Origin of the sequence: Streptomyces niger (assembly GCF_000718305.1) — a bacterium.
Lineage (GTDB): Bacteria > Actinomycetota > Actinomycetes > Streptomycetales > Streptomycetaceae > Streptomyces > Streptomyces niger.
Map to the genome: position 1 here is coordinate 26,365 of NZ_JOFQ01000030.1, position 16,389 is coordinate 42,753.

The following is a 16,389-nucleotide window of genomic DNA, read 5'->3' on the forward strand; positions in this document are numbered from 1 at the left end:
CGGGTCCCCGGCGCATAACCGCTTCCGCCAGGACCTCATAGCAGCGACAGTCGCGGGGCCGGCCATACCCGGCTGCCGGGACGGCAGCGGAATGGTACCTGTGACCTCGCTTGTCATGCAGCAGGGAAAGGCGGGCGGAGGCCGATCTTTCAAGCTCCAGGTTGGAATTAGGTCGCCTCCAGGCGCCGGGCCGTTAGGCTGTTCCTCACACCTATGCCGGACTCGCTTGTCTCATTACCACAGTTAGCCCTGCGCCAGGTCATACGGGTTCCCGGCCTTAACTCCACCGGCTCACTGCCAAGTAAGGACACGCTTACAGTTGTTACGTCAGACGCTCTCGGCCCCATCTTTCACAAATGATCGCAGGGGTTCTTGGACCGTCGAACAATAGGCAAAGGCGCACCCGGCGAAAATCCCGACGATGGCTGTCAGCCAGCGCCAGAATCCGGGGATGTCCCATGTCAGTAGCGCGGCGCAGCCAATGAGCAGTGCAGCGAAGGTCAGCGCCCGGGGGTGGACGTAGAGCGGCCAGGCAGAGCGAGGATCCCAAAGCCAGAGCTTCCCCGTCGCTCGTTCCCGATCCACATCTTTCTCCACAGTCACAGGTGCCACGTCGGTCTTTTCCACGGAGATCCCCTCGGGGGCCAGTGACGTCCCATCCTGAACCGTGAGCATGCCGTGCATCACCCAGCCGTCATCGGACAGCAACGCAGCCTGGGTCTTGTTCGGCGAGAAACGTCCTCCGCCTGTCCCACGATGCGCATCCCAATAGAGCCAGAGGTACTTACCGTTCAAGCCGTCGGGGAACTGACGCTCTGTGATGTTCAGGAGAAGGTGGACAGTCCGGGATGTGGCAGTGACCACCTTGAGGCACCGCTGTTTCCCAGAACCTCGAATCTGGATACCAGGGCCCAGACATTGCACCCTCACGACTCTGTCGGTTGACCTCAGACGCGAGAAGGAGCGGAGGCCATGGCCGTCCGACACAGCCCACACAGCGAAGCCCATACCGAAGAGACACGCAGCGACGCAGAGCCAGGCGAGCCAAAAGGGCATCGAGTCGCCACGCAGCGCAGGCTCGAGACTGCGCTCGTCTCCCGCGATGGCACCCAAGCGGGGTTGCGTAGGGGCGTAAAGCACCGAGACCCGGTCCCCAGCGCCCAATCGATTGAGGGTTTCCGTACGCACGGTGGCTCTCACCGGCGCGCCTTTCACGCCATGATCGAGCCGAACAACCGCCGTCGCTGTGTAGTAGTCTTTGGTCCTGCTCGTATCGTGGAATTGCACGTCACTGACATTTTCGACCGGGACGCGCGCGAATTCCGCGCCAGCATCGTGAATGCGCTGCATCAATTCCGGTCGCTGCGGTGAGCCCGCCGCAAACGCGAAAAGGCCCACCAGCGCCACGAACACACCGAAACACCAACCCAGCGCACGCCACTGCATGGGCCGTCGCGAGGGCAGCACACGGGGCATCACCGCCGGCTCCTTCACGGGCACAGCACCCGTGACTGCGACTCCCGCCATCGCCGCAGTTTCCGAAAATTCGGCGACGGCTACCGCGGGGAACGGTCGTCGCCCACCCATCCTGCGCTGATACACGACTATGGTTCCGACGCAGCAGAGCGCACAGGCTAGGACGACAAGAATACTCTTCTGCCGAAACTCCGGATCGGAGCTGAAGAGCCAGAGAGAAATTACCGAAGTCATGGCCGCTATGCACAAGGCCGCGAAGCACGCACCTGCCCTGCGGGGTGCTGGTCCTACACGAGCGTCGACGACAGCTCCCCTCGTAACATCGTTACCCGAAGACATCACGGACCTCATCAGTTGCCGTTTCCTTTGGACGCGGCACTCCCTGCTCTGTCTTCGACCGACCTTCCTCGACGCTCTTGTCAACGGGGTCCCAGGTGTCCTTAGCCTCGTTCGCTGCCACGCCTCCGGCAATGGGAACGACGGTGCCCGACGCTATGTCCATCCGGGCCTCGTGGTGCTCTGGCACCGCTCGCCAATTGTTGTCCGACGAGCCGGCCCACCGGACGTCGTCCACAAACTTGTTCATGTCTCTTCCGATGCCCCGTGTTTCACTGCTCAAGCCGCCCGCTGCGCCACCGGCAATAGCCGTGATCGCGCTCTGCCGGAAGTCCGTTGGCTTATCCTTCAGTTGATTATCTAGAGCATCGCCGCCGACTCCCCCGACTGCGCCCCCAACCATGCCGCTGGCGAAGTTGTTAGCCCCCAGTCGCGCGGCGAGGTTGCCCGCCCCAGCACCGACAGTTGCACCGGCAACTCCGCCCGCGAGGTTGGTCTCCCACTCCGGACCTTTACCACTGAGGAGACTGGTGGCAACGCCACCAGCGGTACCGGTAGCCGTGTTCACCGCGAGCGACTCCAGCCCCTTTATGCCAGCCGTCACCCATCCAGCCGTGGAAAGGTTTTTCAAGGCACGGTAAGCCTGCGCGATAGCCTTCAACATCCGCCCCAGCTTTCCCGCTGCAGCGAGGGCCTTCTCGGCCAACATCGCGATACGTGCCGTACCCACCGCAGCCGATACCCCCATCGTCAGGAAGGACATTCCGACGGAGATGGCGACAGATATTCCGATTTCCTTATAGATGTCGTGGATCTCGGAATTTACCTCGCGAATCGCTTTCGCGGCATCATCAAGACCTTCGGCGGCTTCGTCGAACTGCTCGGTCATCTTGCCGACCGAAGACTTACACTCGAGCCAGTGGTCGTGGAAAGCTTCTGCGGCCTCCCCCCGCCAGGCGTGACCGACGGCCTTACTCACCTCTTTGTCCAAGGTGCTGAAAGTTTGATCAATCTGCGTCTTCAGGGTACGCCAGGCCTTGGCGGCCTTTTCCAGCTCTTCGGGCCGACCACCAGGATTAACGATCTCGATTCCGAGCTCAACGATCTCCTCGGCGACGGATTCGTCTCCACTCATCGTTCTCCTCCCTCGTGATGCCCGAAGAGCGCTTCAACATCCTTGTCGTAGGCGTGCGTGGTCTTGGTGACTTCCCTCAAAGCGGCGCCAATTGCGTCCAAGTGGGCGTGAATTACCTTCACCGCACTGGTGACATCACTAGAATAGTCGTTGTACGCCGAGGTCACCTCCTCGGATTCGGTCAGCACACCGAAACCATCGCTGATCACCTCTTCACCGGTATCTGCAGTGAATGCCTTGAGGTATGACGCCAAGTCATAGGAATGCGTCTCGAAGCTGCGCGCCAACTTCACCAATTCGCCATGGTTGACATGTGATACTTCGTCGGCCACTGCATACCCTCCCATTTGACCTAAGGTTCTTGAAGCCGTCTTCTACTGTTTTCTGCCCTGAGCGTGTAATTGAGCAAGCGATCAGCCTCTAGTTGAGTAATCGAAGGTTTCTGGGGCCCAGCGCCGGGTGCCCCTCCACCAAGATCGCGCCCGAGTAGTCAACGAGGTGATCGTATTGGGAAGTACGCATTTGGCGTCCAAGTGAGCATGGAGGACACCATTCTCGGATAGTCGTCCTCCGTGCCCAGTTCAACGCACTTGGGATTTGCGCCGGAGAGCATGAAAGCCAGCGGCACCTGCCGCGAGACCGACGACCAGCAAGCCGGCAACGATCCAGGGTGCGGCGTTGCTACCTTCCTCCCGGGAACTGTCTGCGGCAAGCCCACCGGAAGGTGCGTCTTTCTTCAGATCCGTCGCTCCCGCGGAAGCAGAAGGCGAGGGAGATGCTGAGGTCTTGGCTTCAACCAGCGGGTTCACGTCCGCTGGCCCCGGGGTACCCTTGTTATCGAGTACCGCACAACGAGCACAGGTCGTGCCGTATCCCAGTGAAGGGCTCGGAACCTTTCCGCTTTTTGGCCTGCCGGCGCTCTCCATCATCACGCGCAGGACCTGATTTCCTGTCCAACCCGGATGTTTGGACCAGATGAGGGCAGCTGCCCCGGACGCGATCGCCGTGGCCTGACTTGTACCGCCGCTCCGGCAGTAGCCGCCCTCTTCTTTGCATCTGATTGGGATGTCTTCGCCGGGGGCAGCGAGCGCCACTTGCGGTCCCGTGTTCGAATACTTAGTAGCCGTCAAGCTTTGGTTCACGGCGCTGATACCAGCTACTCCTGCGGAACCAGCTGGATACTCTAGAACGTTTCCCTTATCGCCAGAATTTCCCGCGCTGGCCATGAGCAGTTTGCCACGATCGATCGCATAATCGACAGCACTCTGCAACTCACGCTGCTCGCGTTGACCGACATCGTACTCGGCTTCACCAACCGACATATTAATGACCTTCGCTTCACTGTCGGCCGCGTACCGGATAGCTGAAGCTATCCTTTCAACGAGAGTCGTACTCTTGGCCTTCTTGTGCGAGTCGACCACGGTCAGCGGTAGAATCTTTGCGCTGGGTGCGAGTCCTTGAATTCCCTGTCCACCAGCGCCATTCCCTGAGATCAGCATCGCCATTGCGGTGCCATGGCCGTCTTCGTCTTCTTCCGCGCTTTTCCCTGGTACTACGAAGTTCTTGCCTTCCAGCACTTTGCCGGTCAATTCCCGTGCGGAAGAGTCGACACCACCATCAAGAACAGCCACCGTGACGCCCTTCCCCGTGCTCACCTCCCACATACGCTCAGCTTGCATCCGGTCGAGGTACCACTGGCGATCACGCATGCTCTCCGCGAGGGCCGGAGGCGCGACGGTTCCAGAGATGACGAACAAAGAAGCGGCAGTAGAGAATGAGGCAACCGCTCGGCCCCATGTACGCCTTCGAGTCACCCGCATAGTCAACCTACCGCTTTCTTTGCCTCTGATGTCTTAGTCGATAACGGGAGGAACGACGTTGCGACGTCCCATGGTCCAGGTCTCCTCATCTTCGGTCAGAGGAGACTGAGTGCTGGAGCGGTGGCCATGCTTCAACGACGCACCCTGGTCGGCAGGATACGAGACAGTCGATGTCCCTGGGTTGTCCCTGTTCGTCTCACTCCTTCGCAGCAGGCCGCTGCCGCCGGACGTGAATTCCTTTTGGGGCTTACGACCGCTGTTTGGCACCTGCACTGTTCCGCCTGGCTGGAAGGCCATGCGGCGGCTGGTAGCACTGGAGGAGCTGATACCTCCGGTGCTGCCTGCGACGGCGCCCGAGCCCATCGGTCCACGCCCCACGTCACTTTGCGCCCCCGCCCCAATGACCGGCCCACGCGGCACACGAGATTGCGTGCCAGCTTGTGAACCGCCTGGGGTGCCGCCAACAATTCCGTTGTTGGGGTGGGGCAGTGAGGAAGCGCGTGCAGCTCCCGAACCACCGCTTATTCTCTCTGTCATTCCGGGGATTCCCGTGGACATGCGTCCGCCGGTGGACGGAGGCAAACCGATTGCTTTTCCACCGGGCATAGTTGGTGCCGGCATCATGACGGGGGGAGTCACGTTAGTGTTCCCCACCGGGCCCGGCAGATTAGGTGACGTAGGACTCGGAGAAGGCGGAACATGTGGTGCGCTCGGCGGAGCGACAGAGTCAATATGTGTTCGCGATGCCTCCGGGACTCGGACACTATCGAGTCCGTCATGAGACGTCACAGACATGTGCGGAGAGCTTACGGTGGGATAGGCACCATGTAGGCTGGCCCCTGCTTGTGTGCTGCCGTATCCCGCTTGCCAACTGTCCCGGTAGTCACTGCTATCCGGCATGACTTCGCCCGGCAGCGGCTTGAACTTTGGTTCTTCGGCTGCGGAGATGGAGCCCTCGGACATCGCGTAGTACGACGCCAGTTTGTGCATCTGCTTGAGGGCTTCGTTACGGACCTTTTCTTCTTCCTCGGCGTCGGGGGCCTTGCCGTACTCGACCGTGTCTGCCTTGGGTGAAGAACTCTTCACCTCTATCGTTTTTTCCGTGCTGGCAGGCATATCGGGCATCGACTTGGTGACCTCTTTGAGGGCTTGGCCGGCGGTCACCATGGCGTCGCCCACACTGCCCGCGTACTCGGCGAGCTTCAGGGTTTCCTTGGCGAATTCGTCGCCCCATTCGCGGAAGGCGTCACCGGCCTTGCCCTCCCACGTGGTGCGGCCCACGTGCTTTTTGAGTTCCTCGCCGATCCACTTGATCTCGATCTTCGCGTCAGCCAACGCGAACCCCTTGTCGAGGATGTCGTCGGCGTTGGCTCCTTTGATCATGGCAAGCAGATCTTTGAGCGGCATGTTTTCCAGGTAAGGAAAGTTGTAGCAGGCGTTGAGTGATGGCAGGCTGCTCGCGTCACCCATGGCCGTTCCCCCGTTCGATCAGATGGTGTCTGCGCTGTCCGAGCCTGCCTCAGGCTTTTCCTTGCCCTTGCCGGCTGTTGCCGAATGGTCACCGTTGCTGGAGGCCGAATAAAAGATCTTGCTCTCGGTCTGGAGCTTCTTCAGGCGCTCGGCGTGCTCTTCGTCGATGTTCTGGTAGCCGCGGTCAGCGGCGTCAACCGTGATGCCCATCGCTTCGAGTTGGTTACCCAGCATTTCCGAAAGGACCTTCAGCCGGTCGATGACGTTCGAGTACGCCGACCCCAGCTTGGCCGCTTCGGGGAAAGTTGAGTGACCGAAAACTGCGTTGGTCAGTTTGTGATCGTCGATCTTTTTGTGGTCTGCCTTGGATCCCTGCAGGTCCTTGAGCAGATCATCCACTCGCCCCTTGAATTTCTGCAGAGACTCTGTGGGAGCATCCAGGTCTGACTTGCCCCCGCCACCATCGTCTTTCCGCATGATGAGCCTCCCCAAAGCTCCGAGTTCAAGAGGTGGGGTGTGAGGCGCCTACGGCACCTCACACCCTGGAACACTCTTGCGTGTCACTGTGATGATGTAGTCGCGACAGCGGCTACGACTAGAACCTGCGGGCGTTTCCGTGGTCGACGCCCTTGTAGCCCTCGGTTGCGCTCTCCAGCTTCCGCGAAATCGACAGCAGCGTTTCATGCATGCTGTTAACGCGCTGATCCCAGTCACGCTGACGGTCGTAGAAGGCTCGCTGCGTCTCACCGTCCCAGGACTCAACGACCCTCTTGACCCGCCTGTTCAAGTCGTCGAGTTCAGACTTGATCGACTCGGCTGTCTTCTTTACCTTGTGCGAGGCGTGGACGACCTCGGCATAGGTGATTTCCATTAGTGGTGCCTCCCCTGGTGCGGTGCTGGTGGTTTCGATGCAGAACGGGTCACGAAACCTGGAAACGGTCGAGTACGCCGTTACCGCCCAGGTCGCCGGCGCTCTTGAAGGAGTTGAGCTGCTCGGTCTCCTGCTCGCTGAAACCGTCGCGGCTCGCCTTCACCGCATCCTTGATGAACACCAAGAGGTCCTTGAGGCGCCGCGTGTCGTCGTTCACCTGTCGCTGGAGGTTGTTGTAGGCGTTGGCCGCAACACCCTTCCAGTTCCCCTCGACGTGGTTGACCGTGTGGTTGAGATCCTTGATCTTCGCCTCAAGCGTGACTTCCATGCGCTGGAGGTCCTTGACCAGGTCGTCCAGTTCCTCGTTTGTGAGCTTGAGCTTTCCGCTCATTTCGCGCCCTCCCCCATATTCTGGACACGAGAGACCGCTTCGGCAGTGCTCCCGGACGCAGCAGACTAGTTGCTATGAGTCACTCTAGTCATCGGCGTTACCGGCACCAACCCATCCCCACACGCCCCAAGTTGCGCCGTTTCGGGCATTGACCACGGATTCTGGAAGGCCCACTCGAGCAGCCTGTAGGGGGTGATTTTGACTGAGATGGACAACTAGGGCGTTATGCGCATCTACCTGCTGGATCGGCGTCGTGCGCGCTCCCGCAGCACTGCGGCTGTCCCCACGGCGATGGCGACCAGTACCCCCGCGGCGCCGAGCGTATAAGTGGCGATGCGCTCTTTCCGCTCTGCCGGGGTTTCTCCGTCGGCAACGGGAAACGGATCCGGCGCCAGGGCACTCCTGCCCTGGTCCGCCTCCGCGGATGGTTGTTCGATGGGCTCGTCGTCGTCGCTGAGGGCTCGCACCGGGTCGACAACACCCCAACCGATGAACTTGTCTCGCCCGTTGACTCCGCGTTCTGCGGTCTGTTCGATCTGGGCCACGACTTGATGGGCCTTCCAGTCGGGATGCTTGGCGCGGATCAACGCCGCCACCCCCGAGACGTACGGAGCGGAGAAACTCGTGCCGTTGTCCACGCACTGGCCCCCCTTGGGCACCGTCGAGACGATGTCGACGCCCGGAGCCGCCACACCGACGAAGTCACCACTCTGGGAGAAGGAAGCGCGTCCGTTGTCCCGGTCCGAGGCGCCCACTGCCAGGACCCCGGGTATTGCGGCTGGATAGGTCTTCCTGGACTTTCCGTCCGCGCCATCGTTGCCGGCCGCTGCGACCACGACGATGTCGTGGTTCAACGCTTGCTCCACCGCCGCCGTCAAGGCCGCCGAGGGCCGCTTCGCCACGGTGTCCTGAGAGATGTTGATGACCTTGGCGCCTTCCTGCATGGCCTTCTTGATGGCTTGAGCCATGCCCTCAGGTCTGCCGCTGTTCCTGTCGTCGTTCTGCTTGAGTGGGATGATCTTCGCCTGCGGCGCCAGGCCGACGAAGCCCGTCCCCGGGCGCGGTCGAGCGGCGATTATGCCGGCAACCTTCGTGCCATGCCCCACCTGGTCTTCCGTCGCGTCCGCGTCCTTACCACCCGGCAGGTAGACACCGCCTGCTCTCGCGTCGACCGCGGCTTTGAGCTGCACGTTGCTGTCGTCGACGCCGGTGTCGATGACGGCAACCCGCACAGGGCGCCCCTCCGGATCCAGTCCCTTCGTGTCCTTCCACAACTGATCCAGCACGATGCGCTGCAGCGCCCAAGGCGTGCCCTTGATCTGCTTCTTCATCGGAAAGGTGCACTGACCGCTGCCCTCCAGGAGCTCAGTGGCCGGCTCTCGACGCTCAGCGGCACCGGCGCTCGGCACCACCATGAGAGTTACCAGGACTGCGAGCACTGCTGTCGGCGCGAACCCAGCGGGCGGCTTCCGTGAAGTCATTCGCTTTTCCCTGTTCCAGGCCGTAACGGACATTACGACCCCTGTGGCTGCCTGGCACTGTCTACGTCGAGCCGCGGCCCGACCGGAAGGAACTCCGACCACCCGATGGGAACAGGAACCGGGCTGGTGCCTCGGTAGCCGAGCTTGTTCTGTGCGTTCCGGCCATTCGAGGAGTCCAACTGGTAACGCAGACCGGTGTCGGTGACGAGGAAGACCGGACCGGAGCCGGTCGCCTTGCCCTGGAACTGCCGGTAGAGGAGTCCGGTGCCGGGGGTGACGTAGGCACTCGTGGCGCCGTCCACGATCGCCTTGGGGTAGCCCTCACCTGCCCATGCCCCCAATTCGGGTGTCCCGTCCTCCTTGACACCTGTGAGGATGCTGCACACGGTGTCCTTCACAGCCGTGTCGGTACCTGCCTCACCGGAGTTCGCCTGTCGCGGGGCGTGTGTCGGCCACTTCTTCGCCGCATAGAACTCGTCGCCGTTCGATGTGAAATCAGGGGCGTTCACGCGTACCGCGGTGCCTTCTTGCCCCAACGTGGTCAGCTGCGGACTACCCAAGAGGAGACGGGCCACGAATTCGGAGACACGCGCCACTCGGCCCTGCAGAACAACGTAGTTCTGCGTAGTCACTCCGGACCTCGCCTCCAGCACCATGCCCACACGGTTGGCGTCACCGAGGCTGGGGATGCCCGCATTCGTACCGACCGTCCCGGGAACGACGGGGAAATCGATCGGCTTACCGTCCCCGAGCGAGTGCAACCATTCATCGCTCACCAACTGGGGCTGGGCACCGTCCTTGAACAGGGCGCGGAGCAACGAGTTGTAGGCGGCTCCGGCCTGCTGCCCGGTCTGTGCCCCGCCGATCACGTACTTCATGCCGTGCGGGTCGACAAGGTAGCGCTCCCCTGCCTTGCTGCGAACGTAGAGGGCCTGGCCGCCGTGCAGCCGGTTGCGACCCTCCACCCTTCCCGCTTCACGATCGGCGAAGAGAAAGACGGCCCGCTGTGTCGATCTCCCGTTGGCGCTGGGCTGTTCACAGACCGCCCAGTCCTTCCTCGTACCCGCGTCCTCAGGCGTCGGCATCCGGTCCGGAGCATAGGGAATACCAACGGTCGGTCCGCGCTGGAGTTTCCCGTTGTCGAGCTCCGAATCCTGCACCCTGATGATGTCCGCATCGCCGTTCCCCTGCATGAGCAACTTGGCCGAGGCGAGATTGAGAACCGGATGGAGCTGACTCTTCTTGTCTGTGCCCAGTACGACATAGCGCGAAGTCGAGTCAGTTCCCACGATGACGTGCGCGCCAGGCTTGCTCCAGCCCTGCGGGGCGACCGGCCGGAACGCTCCCCACGCACCGAATCCGATGACGACCAGGGCGCCAGCGACGAGCCCGGGGAGCAGTGAGCGCAGCGGCCGTGGGGCGCCTTCTTCGGTGACGCCGGAAGAGGGCTGCAGAAAAGCGGCTATTGTCCGCTTCCTGGCAAAGGTGTATGCGCTGAACTCTTCTCGTCGAGATGCCATGTGCAGCCGCTTCTCCCCGTCTTGACCTCAGCAGCCCGGCGCTGCCGCCGACCTGCGGGCGCCGCCCCGGTCCAGTCTTTTCGCTGGGAACCCACTATGCCGGTAGATGCGCACACCACGTCGCTCGGGGCCGTCCGCGTTATGGATCGAAAAGCACGCATTCTTGATGATTCGGCCGCGGATAGGCCGCACCCCTACCACTGGCCCTTCCGAGTTCCCGATAGCGTGACTGCGCGGTCGACCGGTCTGCACTTGACGGACCTCCCGCTGACAGGGACGAAAGGAACAAGGGGGATCTCCCTGATGAGTTCTGCCACTCGGTCGCGCCCCCGCGCACGCAACCGTGCGCCGGAGCCGCGTGACATCCGGCGGCAGCCTTCGCGTTCGGGGAGGCTCGGTCCCCTCAAACTGCAGCAGTTGGTGCTCCTGGAAGCGGCCGCTGCCGTGGTGCTGGTCGGCTGGGCCATTTCCAACGTCCTGCTCGTGCCGGCGATCGTCCTTGCAGTACTGCTCGCGCTCTTCGCACTGCTGCGGCGCCGACAGCAGCCGTTCTCGGAGTGGTTGACCACGGCGACCTCGCTCCGCCGTCGTCAGCGGGCCGCAGCGGGGCCGGCTCTCCCCGTCGCGGACCCCGCCTTCGCGCCCGTCGCGGAATGCGATCCCGCGTTGCACACCTACGCCTTCACCTCGCGTGACCGACGCGAGATCGGAATGATCAGTGACGGCACGTTCCTCACCGCTGTGCTCCAAGTGCAGACCACGGATTCCCCGCTACGCCCCGCGCGGCTCCAACGCCCTTTCCCGGTGCGCTTGCTGAACGACGCTCTGGCGGTGGACGACATCCGGCTGGAGTCCGTCCAGATGGTTCTGCACACCCAGCCGGCACCGTCGCCCTACCTACCCGAGCAGGCGCTCGCCGCGCGCAGTTACCAGACGCTGCACGAGCAGAGCGGCTCACCTGCGCTCCGTCTGACGTGGATCGCGCTGAAGCTCCATCCTGAGCTGTGCCCTGAAGCCGTTCAGGCTCGGGGTGGCGGACTCGAAGGGGCCCAACGCTGTCTCCTGCGGGCGGTGGACCAACTCGCAAGCCGGGTCACGGGAGCCGGATTCACATCCAAGGTGCTCGGGGAGAGCGAGCTGATCACTGCCCTGGCAACGTCCGTCTGCGCAAATCCGCGCGCGACCGCACAGGCCGAGCACTCCGGCATCGCCACACGACGCACGCAAGAAACGTCCCGCGCATGGCGTTGCGATGATCGCTGGCACACCACCTACTGGATGGGACGATGGCCTCCGTTGGGCGCAGGTGAAACGCCGTTGCCCCAGGTGGTTGCGCTACTGACATCGATGCCCGCGCTCGCCACCACGTTCAGTCTCACGCTTGCGGGCGGCAGCCGCAGCGGGCCCGCTGTGAGCGGCCACGTCCGGATCACCGGACGGAGCGATACCGATTTGGTCAAGGCTCGAGCCGTCCTGGGACGAGCTGCACGAGCAGCGAAGGTCGGCCTCGTACGTCTCGATCGCGAACAGCTGCCCGGTGTCCTCGCGACTCTGCCGTTGGGAGGGACTCGTTGATGGCCACACGTGCCGATGCTGGTGCTCGTCCGGCCCGGAGGGTTTCGGCCGGATTCGGCTTGATCGGGCCACGCCGCGAGCGCCACACTCTGCCGCTCGCACAATTGGAGTCGCTTTCGCTTCCGGTCGGTGACGACGGTGTGGTGGTCGGTGCCGACTCGGAAGGGCAGCCTTGCGTTGTCGGTTTCAGCCGCCCTGACCCCTTCGACGTGGTGCTGGTCGGGGGGCTGTGGACGGCTCAGGCCCTGGCGCTGCGGGCTGCGGGCACCGGCTCGCGCGTAGCTGTCGAGACGGGGCGGCCGGAGGCCTGGGCGCCTCTGGTGCAGGCTGCCGGCGGCGGTCAGCCGTGCATGACCTTGTGCGAGGTGGGTCGCGTGCCACCACAGGGTCCATCAGCGGGGAGTCCGGTACTCGTCGTGCGGGACTGTGGGATGCGACCGCCCCGGGGCCGGGTTTCGGCACTGCCTTGGCAGGCTGTGTTGACGCTCCTCCCCTACCTGAGCCCGGTGGCTCCCCGCCTCCTCGACAAGGCCGACCTCGCCGGTGTTCAGCGGGTCTCACCACCGGAAGCCACGAAGATCGGTCAGATCCTGAGTCTGCCCGCCACCGACGTGGAGTCTTTGTCAACGCTTGGCGATGGTGTCACTCTCTGGAGCAACCAGCGTTCCCGGCAATACACCGTGACTCAGCCGACCGATGCTGAGACCGGGCTGCTGGGGAACCCGCGTCGGCTGGATTGATCTGGCACGTACCGATGTCCGTGACACACCGGTTACCGGTGACGTCTGTACGGGCTGCCCTTGTGTCGGTGACGGCGTTTAGTCTTGTCATACGCGCGTCGGGAGATCGAGGTCCACCCGCCGCGCAAGGCTGACGGGGGAAAGCCGGGCGACCGACCGGAACAACGACGCAGACGTGGGCGGCGTCCCTTCGGCGTTCAGAGGTGCCAGACCACAGCAGGAGGCGTAGTGAGCAGCGATCGGGACGAGATCCGCACGGGCGGCATCACCCCCGGCGAGGATCAGTCCGACGCGGATCCCGAAATGACGGGTGAGTTCACCATCGACTACACCCCGCCTGCTTGGTACACGCAGAACTCCGATTCGGGGGCGGGTGCCGGGTCCGGCACCGGTGCCGGGGCCGGGTCCTCGGCCGGCGGGGCCGGCGTGAGCGGTACGGGTACGGTGCCGCCGCCTCCGCCGCCGCTGGGTGAGCCGCTGTTTCCGCCGGTGGTGACGCCGTCGATGCCTGAGTCGGCTCCGACGCCGGCGGCACCGTCGACCGAGTCGGCGAGCGATGGGGCGGCTGGGGCCGGCGAAGGTACCGGTACCCCGGGCGGTGCGGCCGAGACCGAGGCCGCCGCTGCACAGGGGGCCGGCGACGAACCCGAGGGTGCGAACGGGAACCAGGGCGGCGGGTCGACCATGCAGTTCTCGGCCGCTGCACTGCGTGCCGAGATCGACGAGCGGGCCGCTCAGGAGCGGAAGAGCGGGTCCGTTGCCGAGCCTGCGGCCGAGGGTGCTTCCGGGAGGACTTCCGGGGGCGAGGAGAACGACGGCACGGCTGGTGCCAGCGCCCGTGAGGGTGCCGGTGAGGGTGGCTCGGAGCCGGTTGTCGAGCAGCCTGAGCCGTTGAGCGAGGATGCGGCGCCTCCGACGCCGCCGCACGGTGCGCCGGCGGCCGCGGCGTGGATGCCGGGTTCGCCGCAGGGGGCCGGGGCTTCGTTGCCGCCGCTGCCGCCGGAGTTCCGGCCCGCCGACCCGCAGGCGCCGGGTGCGGCCCAGGGTGGTTACGGCTTCCCGCCGGCCACCGGTGCCGTGCCGGGGCAGCAGGCCGGCCCCGGGGCCCAGCCCGCACCGGGTGCCGGAGCACCGGGGACCGGGGCGCCGGGGACCGGGGCGCCGGGCGTACCGCAGCAGGCCGCCGCTCCGAACCAGGCCGCGCAGCCGGGGGGTTACGGCTACCCCGCGCAGGGACAGCCGCCTCAGTCGGCTCAGCAGTCGACTCAGCAGTCGACTCAGCCGCCCCAGCAGGGTGGTTACGGCTACCCCGCTCAAGGACAGCCGGGCGGGCAGGGGCAGCCGGGCGCTCAGGGTGGTTACGGTTACCCGGCTCCGGGGCAGCAGCCGGCCCCCCAGCAGCCGGCCCCCCAGCAGCCGGCCCCCCAGCAGCCGATGCCGGGTCAGGCGGGGCAGGTTCCCGGGCAGGCCGCCGGGCAGGCCGGTCAGCCCGGCGCGCAGACCGGTGGGCAGTCGCCGGTGCCGGGAGCACCGACCCCGTCGGCTCAGCCGGGCCAGACCGGGCAGCCGGGCCAGGCCGGGCAGGCTGGTCAGGGATGGCCGTCGGCCGCGGGTGGACAGGGTGCGCCCGGTGCCACCGGGCCGGCTGCACAGCCTGGCCAGCAGCCCGCACAGGGGCAGCCGGGCCAGCCGAACACGCCGCAGGGGCAGTCCGGGCAGCCGAACGCTCAGCAGGGGCAGCCCGGTGGGCAGCCCGGCCCCGTGCCCGGGGCTCCGGGGCCGCAGCCGGGGTACGGTTACCCGCAGCCGTCAGGTTACGGATACCCGCAGCAGCCCGCGCAGGCACAGCCCGGCCAGCCCGGTCAGCCCGGCCAGTCCGGTCAGCCCCACGCGCAGCAGGGCCAGCCCGGTGCGCAGCCGCACGCCCAGCCCAACCCGTACGGCCAGCCCGGCGGCCCCGGGCAGCCGCCGTACGGGCAGCAGGCGGGACCGCAGGGCTACCCCGGTGGCCAGGGGGCCGGACAGGCCGGTCAGCAGGGTGGCGACCCGCGTGCCGGCGCATGGGCGGCCCAGGGGCCTGGACAGGGACAGGGGCCTGGACAGGGACAGGGGCCTGGACAGGGACAGGGGCCTGGACAGGGGCAGGGGCCGCAGCAGGGTGGTAACGGGCCGGCCGGTGCGCCGCTCGGGTACACCGCCGCCGTCGAGTTGTCCTCCGAGCGGCTCATCAAGGGCAAGCAGAAGGTCCGCAAGCCGGGGGCCAACCAGCCCGGCAACTCGCGGTTCAAGATCGGCGGCAAGAAGGAGGAGGCCGAGCGCCAGCGCAAGCTGGATCTGATCCGTACGCCGGTCCTCTCCTGCTACCGCATCGCGGTGATCAGCCTCAAGGGCGGCGTGGGCAAGACCACGACCACCACCGCGCTCGGCGCGACGCTGGCGACGGAGCGGCAGGACAAGGTCATCGCGATCGACGCCAACCCCGACGCCGGCACCCTTGGGCGCCGTGTGCGGCGGGAGACCGGTGCGACCATTCGCGACCTGGTGACCGCGATCCCGTACCTCAACAACTACATGGACATCCGGCGGTTCACCTCGCAGGCACCGTCCGGCCTGGAGATCCTGGCCAACGACGTCGACCCGGCGGTCTCGACGACCTTCAACGACGAGGACTACCGCCGCGTCATCGACATCCTGGGCCAGCAGTACCCGATCATCCTGACGGACTCCGGTACGGGCCTGCTGTACAGCGCGATGCGCGGCGTGCTGGACCTCGCCGACCAGCTCATCATCATCTCCACCCCGTCGGTGGACGGTGCGAGCAGCGCCAGTACGACGCTGGACTGGCTGTCGGCGCACGGCTACGCCGACCTCGTCTCGCGCAGCATCACGGTGATCTCCGGGGTGCGCGAGACCGGCAAGATGATCAAGGTCGAGGACATCGTGTCGCACTTCGAGACGCGCTGCCGCGGCGTGGTCGTCGTGCCGTTCGACGAGCACCTCTCGGCGGGTGCCGAGGTCGACCTCGACATGATGCGGCCGCGGACCCGTGAGGCGTACTTCAACCTCTCGGCGATGGTCGCGGAGGACTTCTCGCGGGCGCAGCAGGCGCAGGGGCTGTGGACGCAGCAGCAGAGCGCCGCCCAGCCGCCGAACGGGGCGCCGCCGGTGCCGGGCGGGCCCGGCGGTTACCAGCAGGTTCCGGGCCAGGGCGCGCCGGGCCAGCCGCAGCCCGGCCAGTACCCCGGCCAGCCCGGCCAGTACCCCGGTCAGCCCGGCCAGTACCCGGGTCAGCCGGGGCAGTACCCGGGCCAGCCCGCTCAGCCCGGCCAGCCCGGACAGCCCGGCCCGCAGCCGGGGTGGCAGCAACAGCCGCAGCCCGGTGGGCAGTACGGCTACGGCTACCCCCAGCAGCCGGCGCCACAGGGGCAGCCGGGCCAGCCCGCTCAGCAGGGACAGCCGGGCCAGCCCGGGCCGCAGGGGCAACCGGGGCAGCCCGGGCCGCAGCCCGGATGGCAGCAGCAGCCCCCGCAGCCTCCGCAGCAGTAGCGGCAGACGCGGCGCGTAGCGCGTAAGG

13 protein-coding genes are annotated in these 16,389 nt (G+C 65.3%); 3 read left to right on the forward strand and 10 right to left on the reverse strand.

Features of this window, described 5'->3' with window-relative positions; translation table 11 throughout:
* Positions 1–327: 327 nt before the first annotated feature.
* The 10 genes from IF20_RS33945 to eccB all read right to left on the reverse strand — a co-directional run bounded on the left by IF20_RS33945 (position 328) and on the right by eccB (position 10,500).
* Positions 328–1,476, reverse strand: coding sequence for a hypothetical protein (locus IF20_RS33945; RefSeq protein WP_234426946.1), 1,149 nt, complete (start codon positions 1,474–1,476; stop codon positions 328–330).
* Between the two features lie 325 nt (positions 1,477–1,801).
* Entirely contained in the window at positions 1,802–2,947 is a 1,146-nt protein-coding gene (locus tag IF20_RS33950) for a WXG100 family type VII secretion target (RefSeq protein ID WP_052869288.1), read from the reverse strand.
* The gene (locus IF20_RS33955; RefSeq protein ID WP_052869289.1) at positions 2,944–3,279 is read right to left on the reverse strand and encodes a hypothetical protein; all 336 of its coding nucleotides are present in this window, start codon (positions 3,277–3,279) and stop codon (positions 2,944–2,946) included. The genes IF20_RS33950 and IF20_RS33955 overlap by 4 nt, the downstream gene beginning before the upstream one ends.
* Positions 3,280–3,528: 249 nt before the next feature.
* Positions 3,529–4,656 (reverse strand): S8 family serine peptidase, encoded by a 1,128-nt coding sequence (locus tag IF20_RS38580; protein WP_199896882.1) that lies wholly within the window; start codon positions 4,654–4,656, stop codon positions 3,529–3,531.
* A gap of 144 nt (positions 4,657–4,800) precedes the next feature.
* Positions 4,801–6,237: a WXG100 family type VII secretion target gene (locus IF20_RS39540; RefSeq protein ID WP_199896883.1), complete on the reverse strand. Its 1,437-nt coding sequence runs from the start codon at positions 6,235–6,237 to the stop codon at positions 4,801–4,803.
* 18 nt (positions 6,238–6,255) lie between these two features.
* Complete coding sequence (locus IF20_RS33965) at positions 6,256–6,714, reverse strand: hypothetical protein (protein WP_199896884.1); 459 nt, start codon at positions 6,712–6,714, stop codon at positions 6,256–6,258.
* 118 nt (positions 6,715–6,832) lie between these two features.
* Entirely contained in the window at positions 6,833–7,108 is a 276-nt protein-coding gene (locus IF20_RS33970) for a WXG100 family type VII secretion target (protein WP_052869292.1), read from the reverse strand.
* 49 nt (positions 7,109–7,157) lie between these two features.
* Positions 7,158–7,499, reverse strand: coding sequence for a WXG100 family type VII secretion target (locus tag IF20_RS33975; RefSeq protein ID WP_052869293.1), 342 nt, complete (start codon positions 7,497–7,499; stop codon positions 7,158–7,160).
* A gap of 233 nt (positions 7,500–7,732) precedes the next feature.
* Positions 7,733–8,980 (reverse strand): type VII secretion-associated serine protease mycosin, encoded by a 1,248-nt coding sequence (mycP, locus tag IF20_RS33980; protein WP_052869294.1) that lies wholly within the window; start codon positions 8,978–8,980, stop codon positions 7,733–7,735.
* A gap of 32 nt (positions 8,981–9,012) precedes the next feature.
* Positions 9,013–10,500 (reverse strand): type VII secretion protein EccB, encoded by a 1,488-nt coding sequence (eccB, locus tag IF20_RS33985; protein WP_052869295.1) that lies wholly within the window; start codon positions 10,498–10,500, stop codon positions 9,013–9,015.
* Positions 10,501–10,803: 303 nt separating this feature from the next.
* Here eccB and eccE point away from each other — a divergent pair, with 303 nt between their 5' ends.
* The 3 genes from eccE (at position 10,804) to IF20_RS38585 (ending at position 16,361) form a co-directional block, all read left to right on the forward strand.
* Complete coding sequence (eccE, locus tag IF20_RS33990; RefSeq protein WP_110944812.1) at positions 10,804–12,075, forward strand: type VII secretion protein EccE; 1,272 nt, start codon at positions 10,804–10,806, stop codon at positions 12,073–12,075.
* On the forward strand, positions 12,075–12,815 hold the full coding sequence (locus IF20_RS33995; RefSeq protein ID WP_052869296.1) for a hypothetical protein: 741 nt from the start codon (positions 12,075–12,077) through the stop codon (positions 12,813–12,815). The genes eccE and IF20_RS33995 overlap by 1 nt, the downstream gene beginning before the upstream one ends.
* A gap of 228 nt (positions 12,816–13,043) precedes the next feature.
* Positions 13,044–16,361, forward strand: coding sequence for an SCO5717 family growth-regulating ATPase (locus IF20_RS38585; protein ID WP_199896885.1), 3,318 nt, complete (start codon positions 13,044–13,046; stop codon positions 16,359–16,361).
* Positions 16,362–16,389: the final 28 nt, after the last annotated feature.

Coding starts and splice junctions, on each gene's coding strand:
- IF20_RS33975 (WP_052869293.1), bottom strand. CDS start 7,499: ATGAGCGGAAAGCTCAAGCTCACAAACGAGGAACTGGACGACCTGGTC.
- IF20_RS33995 (WP_052869296.1), top strand. CDS start 12,075: ATGGCCACACGTGCCGATGCTGGTGCTCGTCCGGCCCGGAGGGTTTCG.
- mycP (WP_052869294.1), bottom strand. CDS start 8,980: ATGACTTCACGGAAGCCGCCCGCTGGGTTCGCGCCGACAGCAGTGCTC.
- IF20_RS39540 (WP_199896883.1), bottom strand. CDS start 6,237: ATGGGTGACGCGAGCAGCCTGCCATCACTCAACGCCTGCTACAACTTT.
- IF20_RS33970 (WP_052869292.1), bottom strand. CDS start 7,108: ATGGAAATCACCTATGCCGAGGTCGTCCACGCCTCGCACAAGGTAAAG.
- eccE (WP_110944812.1), top strand. CDS start 10,804: ATGAGTTCTGCCACTCGGTCGCGCCCCCGCGCACGCAACCGTGCGCCG.
- eccB (WP_052869295.1), bottom strand. CDS start 10,500: ATGGCATCTCGACGAGAAGAGTTCAGCGCATACACCTTTGCCAGGAAG.
- IF20_RS33950 (WP_052869288.1), bottom strand. CDS start 2,947: ATGAGTGGAGACGAATCCGTCGCCGAGGAGATCGTTGAGCTCGGAATC.
- IF20_RS38580 (WP_199896882.1), bottom strand. CDS start 4,656: ATGCGTGATCGCCAGTGGTACCTCGACCGGATGCAAGCTGAGCGTATG.
- IF20_RS33965 (WP_199896884.1), bottom strand. CDS start 6,714: ATGCGGAAAGACGATGGTGGCGGGGGCAAGTCAGACCTGGATGCTCCC.
- IF20_RS33945 (WP_234426946.1), bottom strand. CDS start 1,476: ATGCCCCGTGTGCTGCCCTCGCGACGGCCCATGCAGTGGCGTGCGCTG.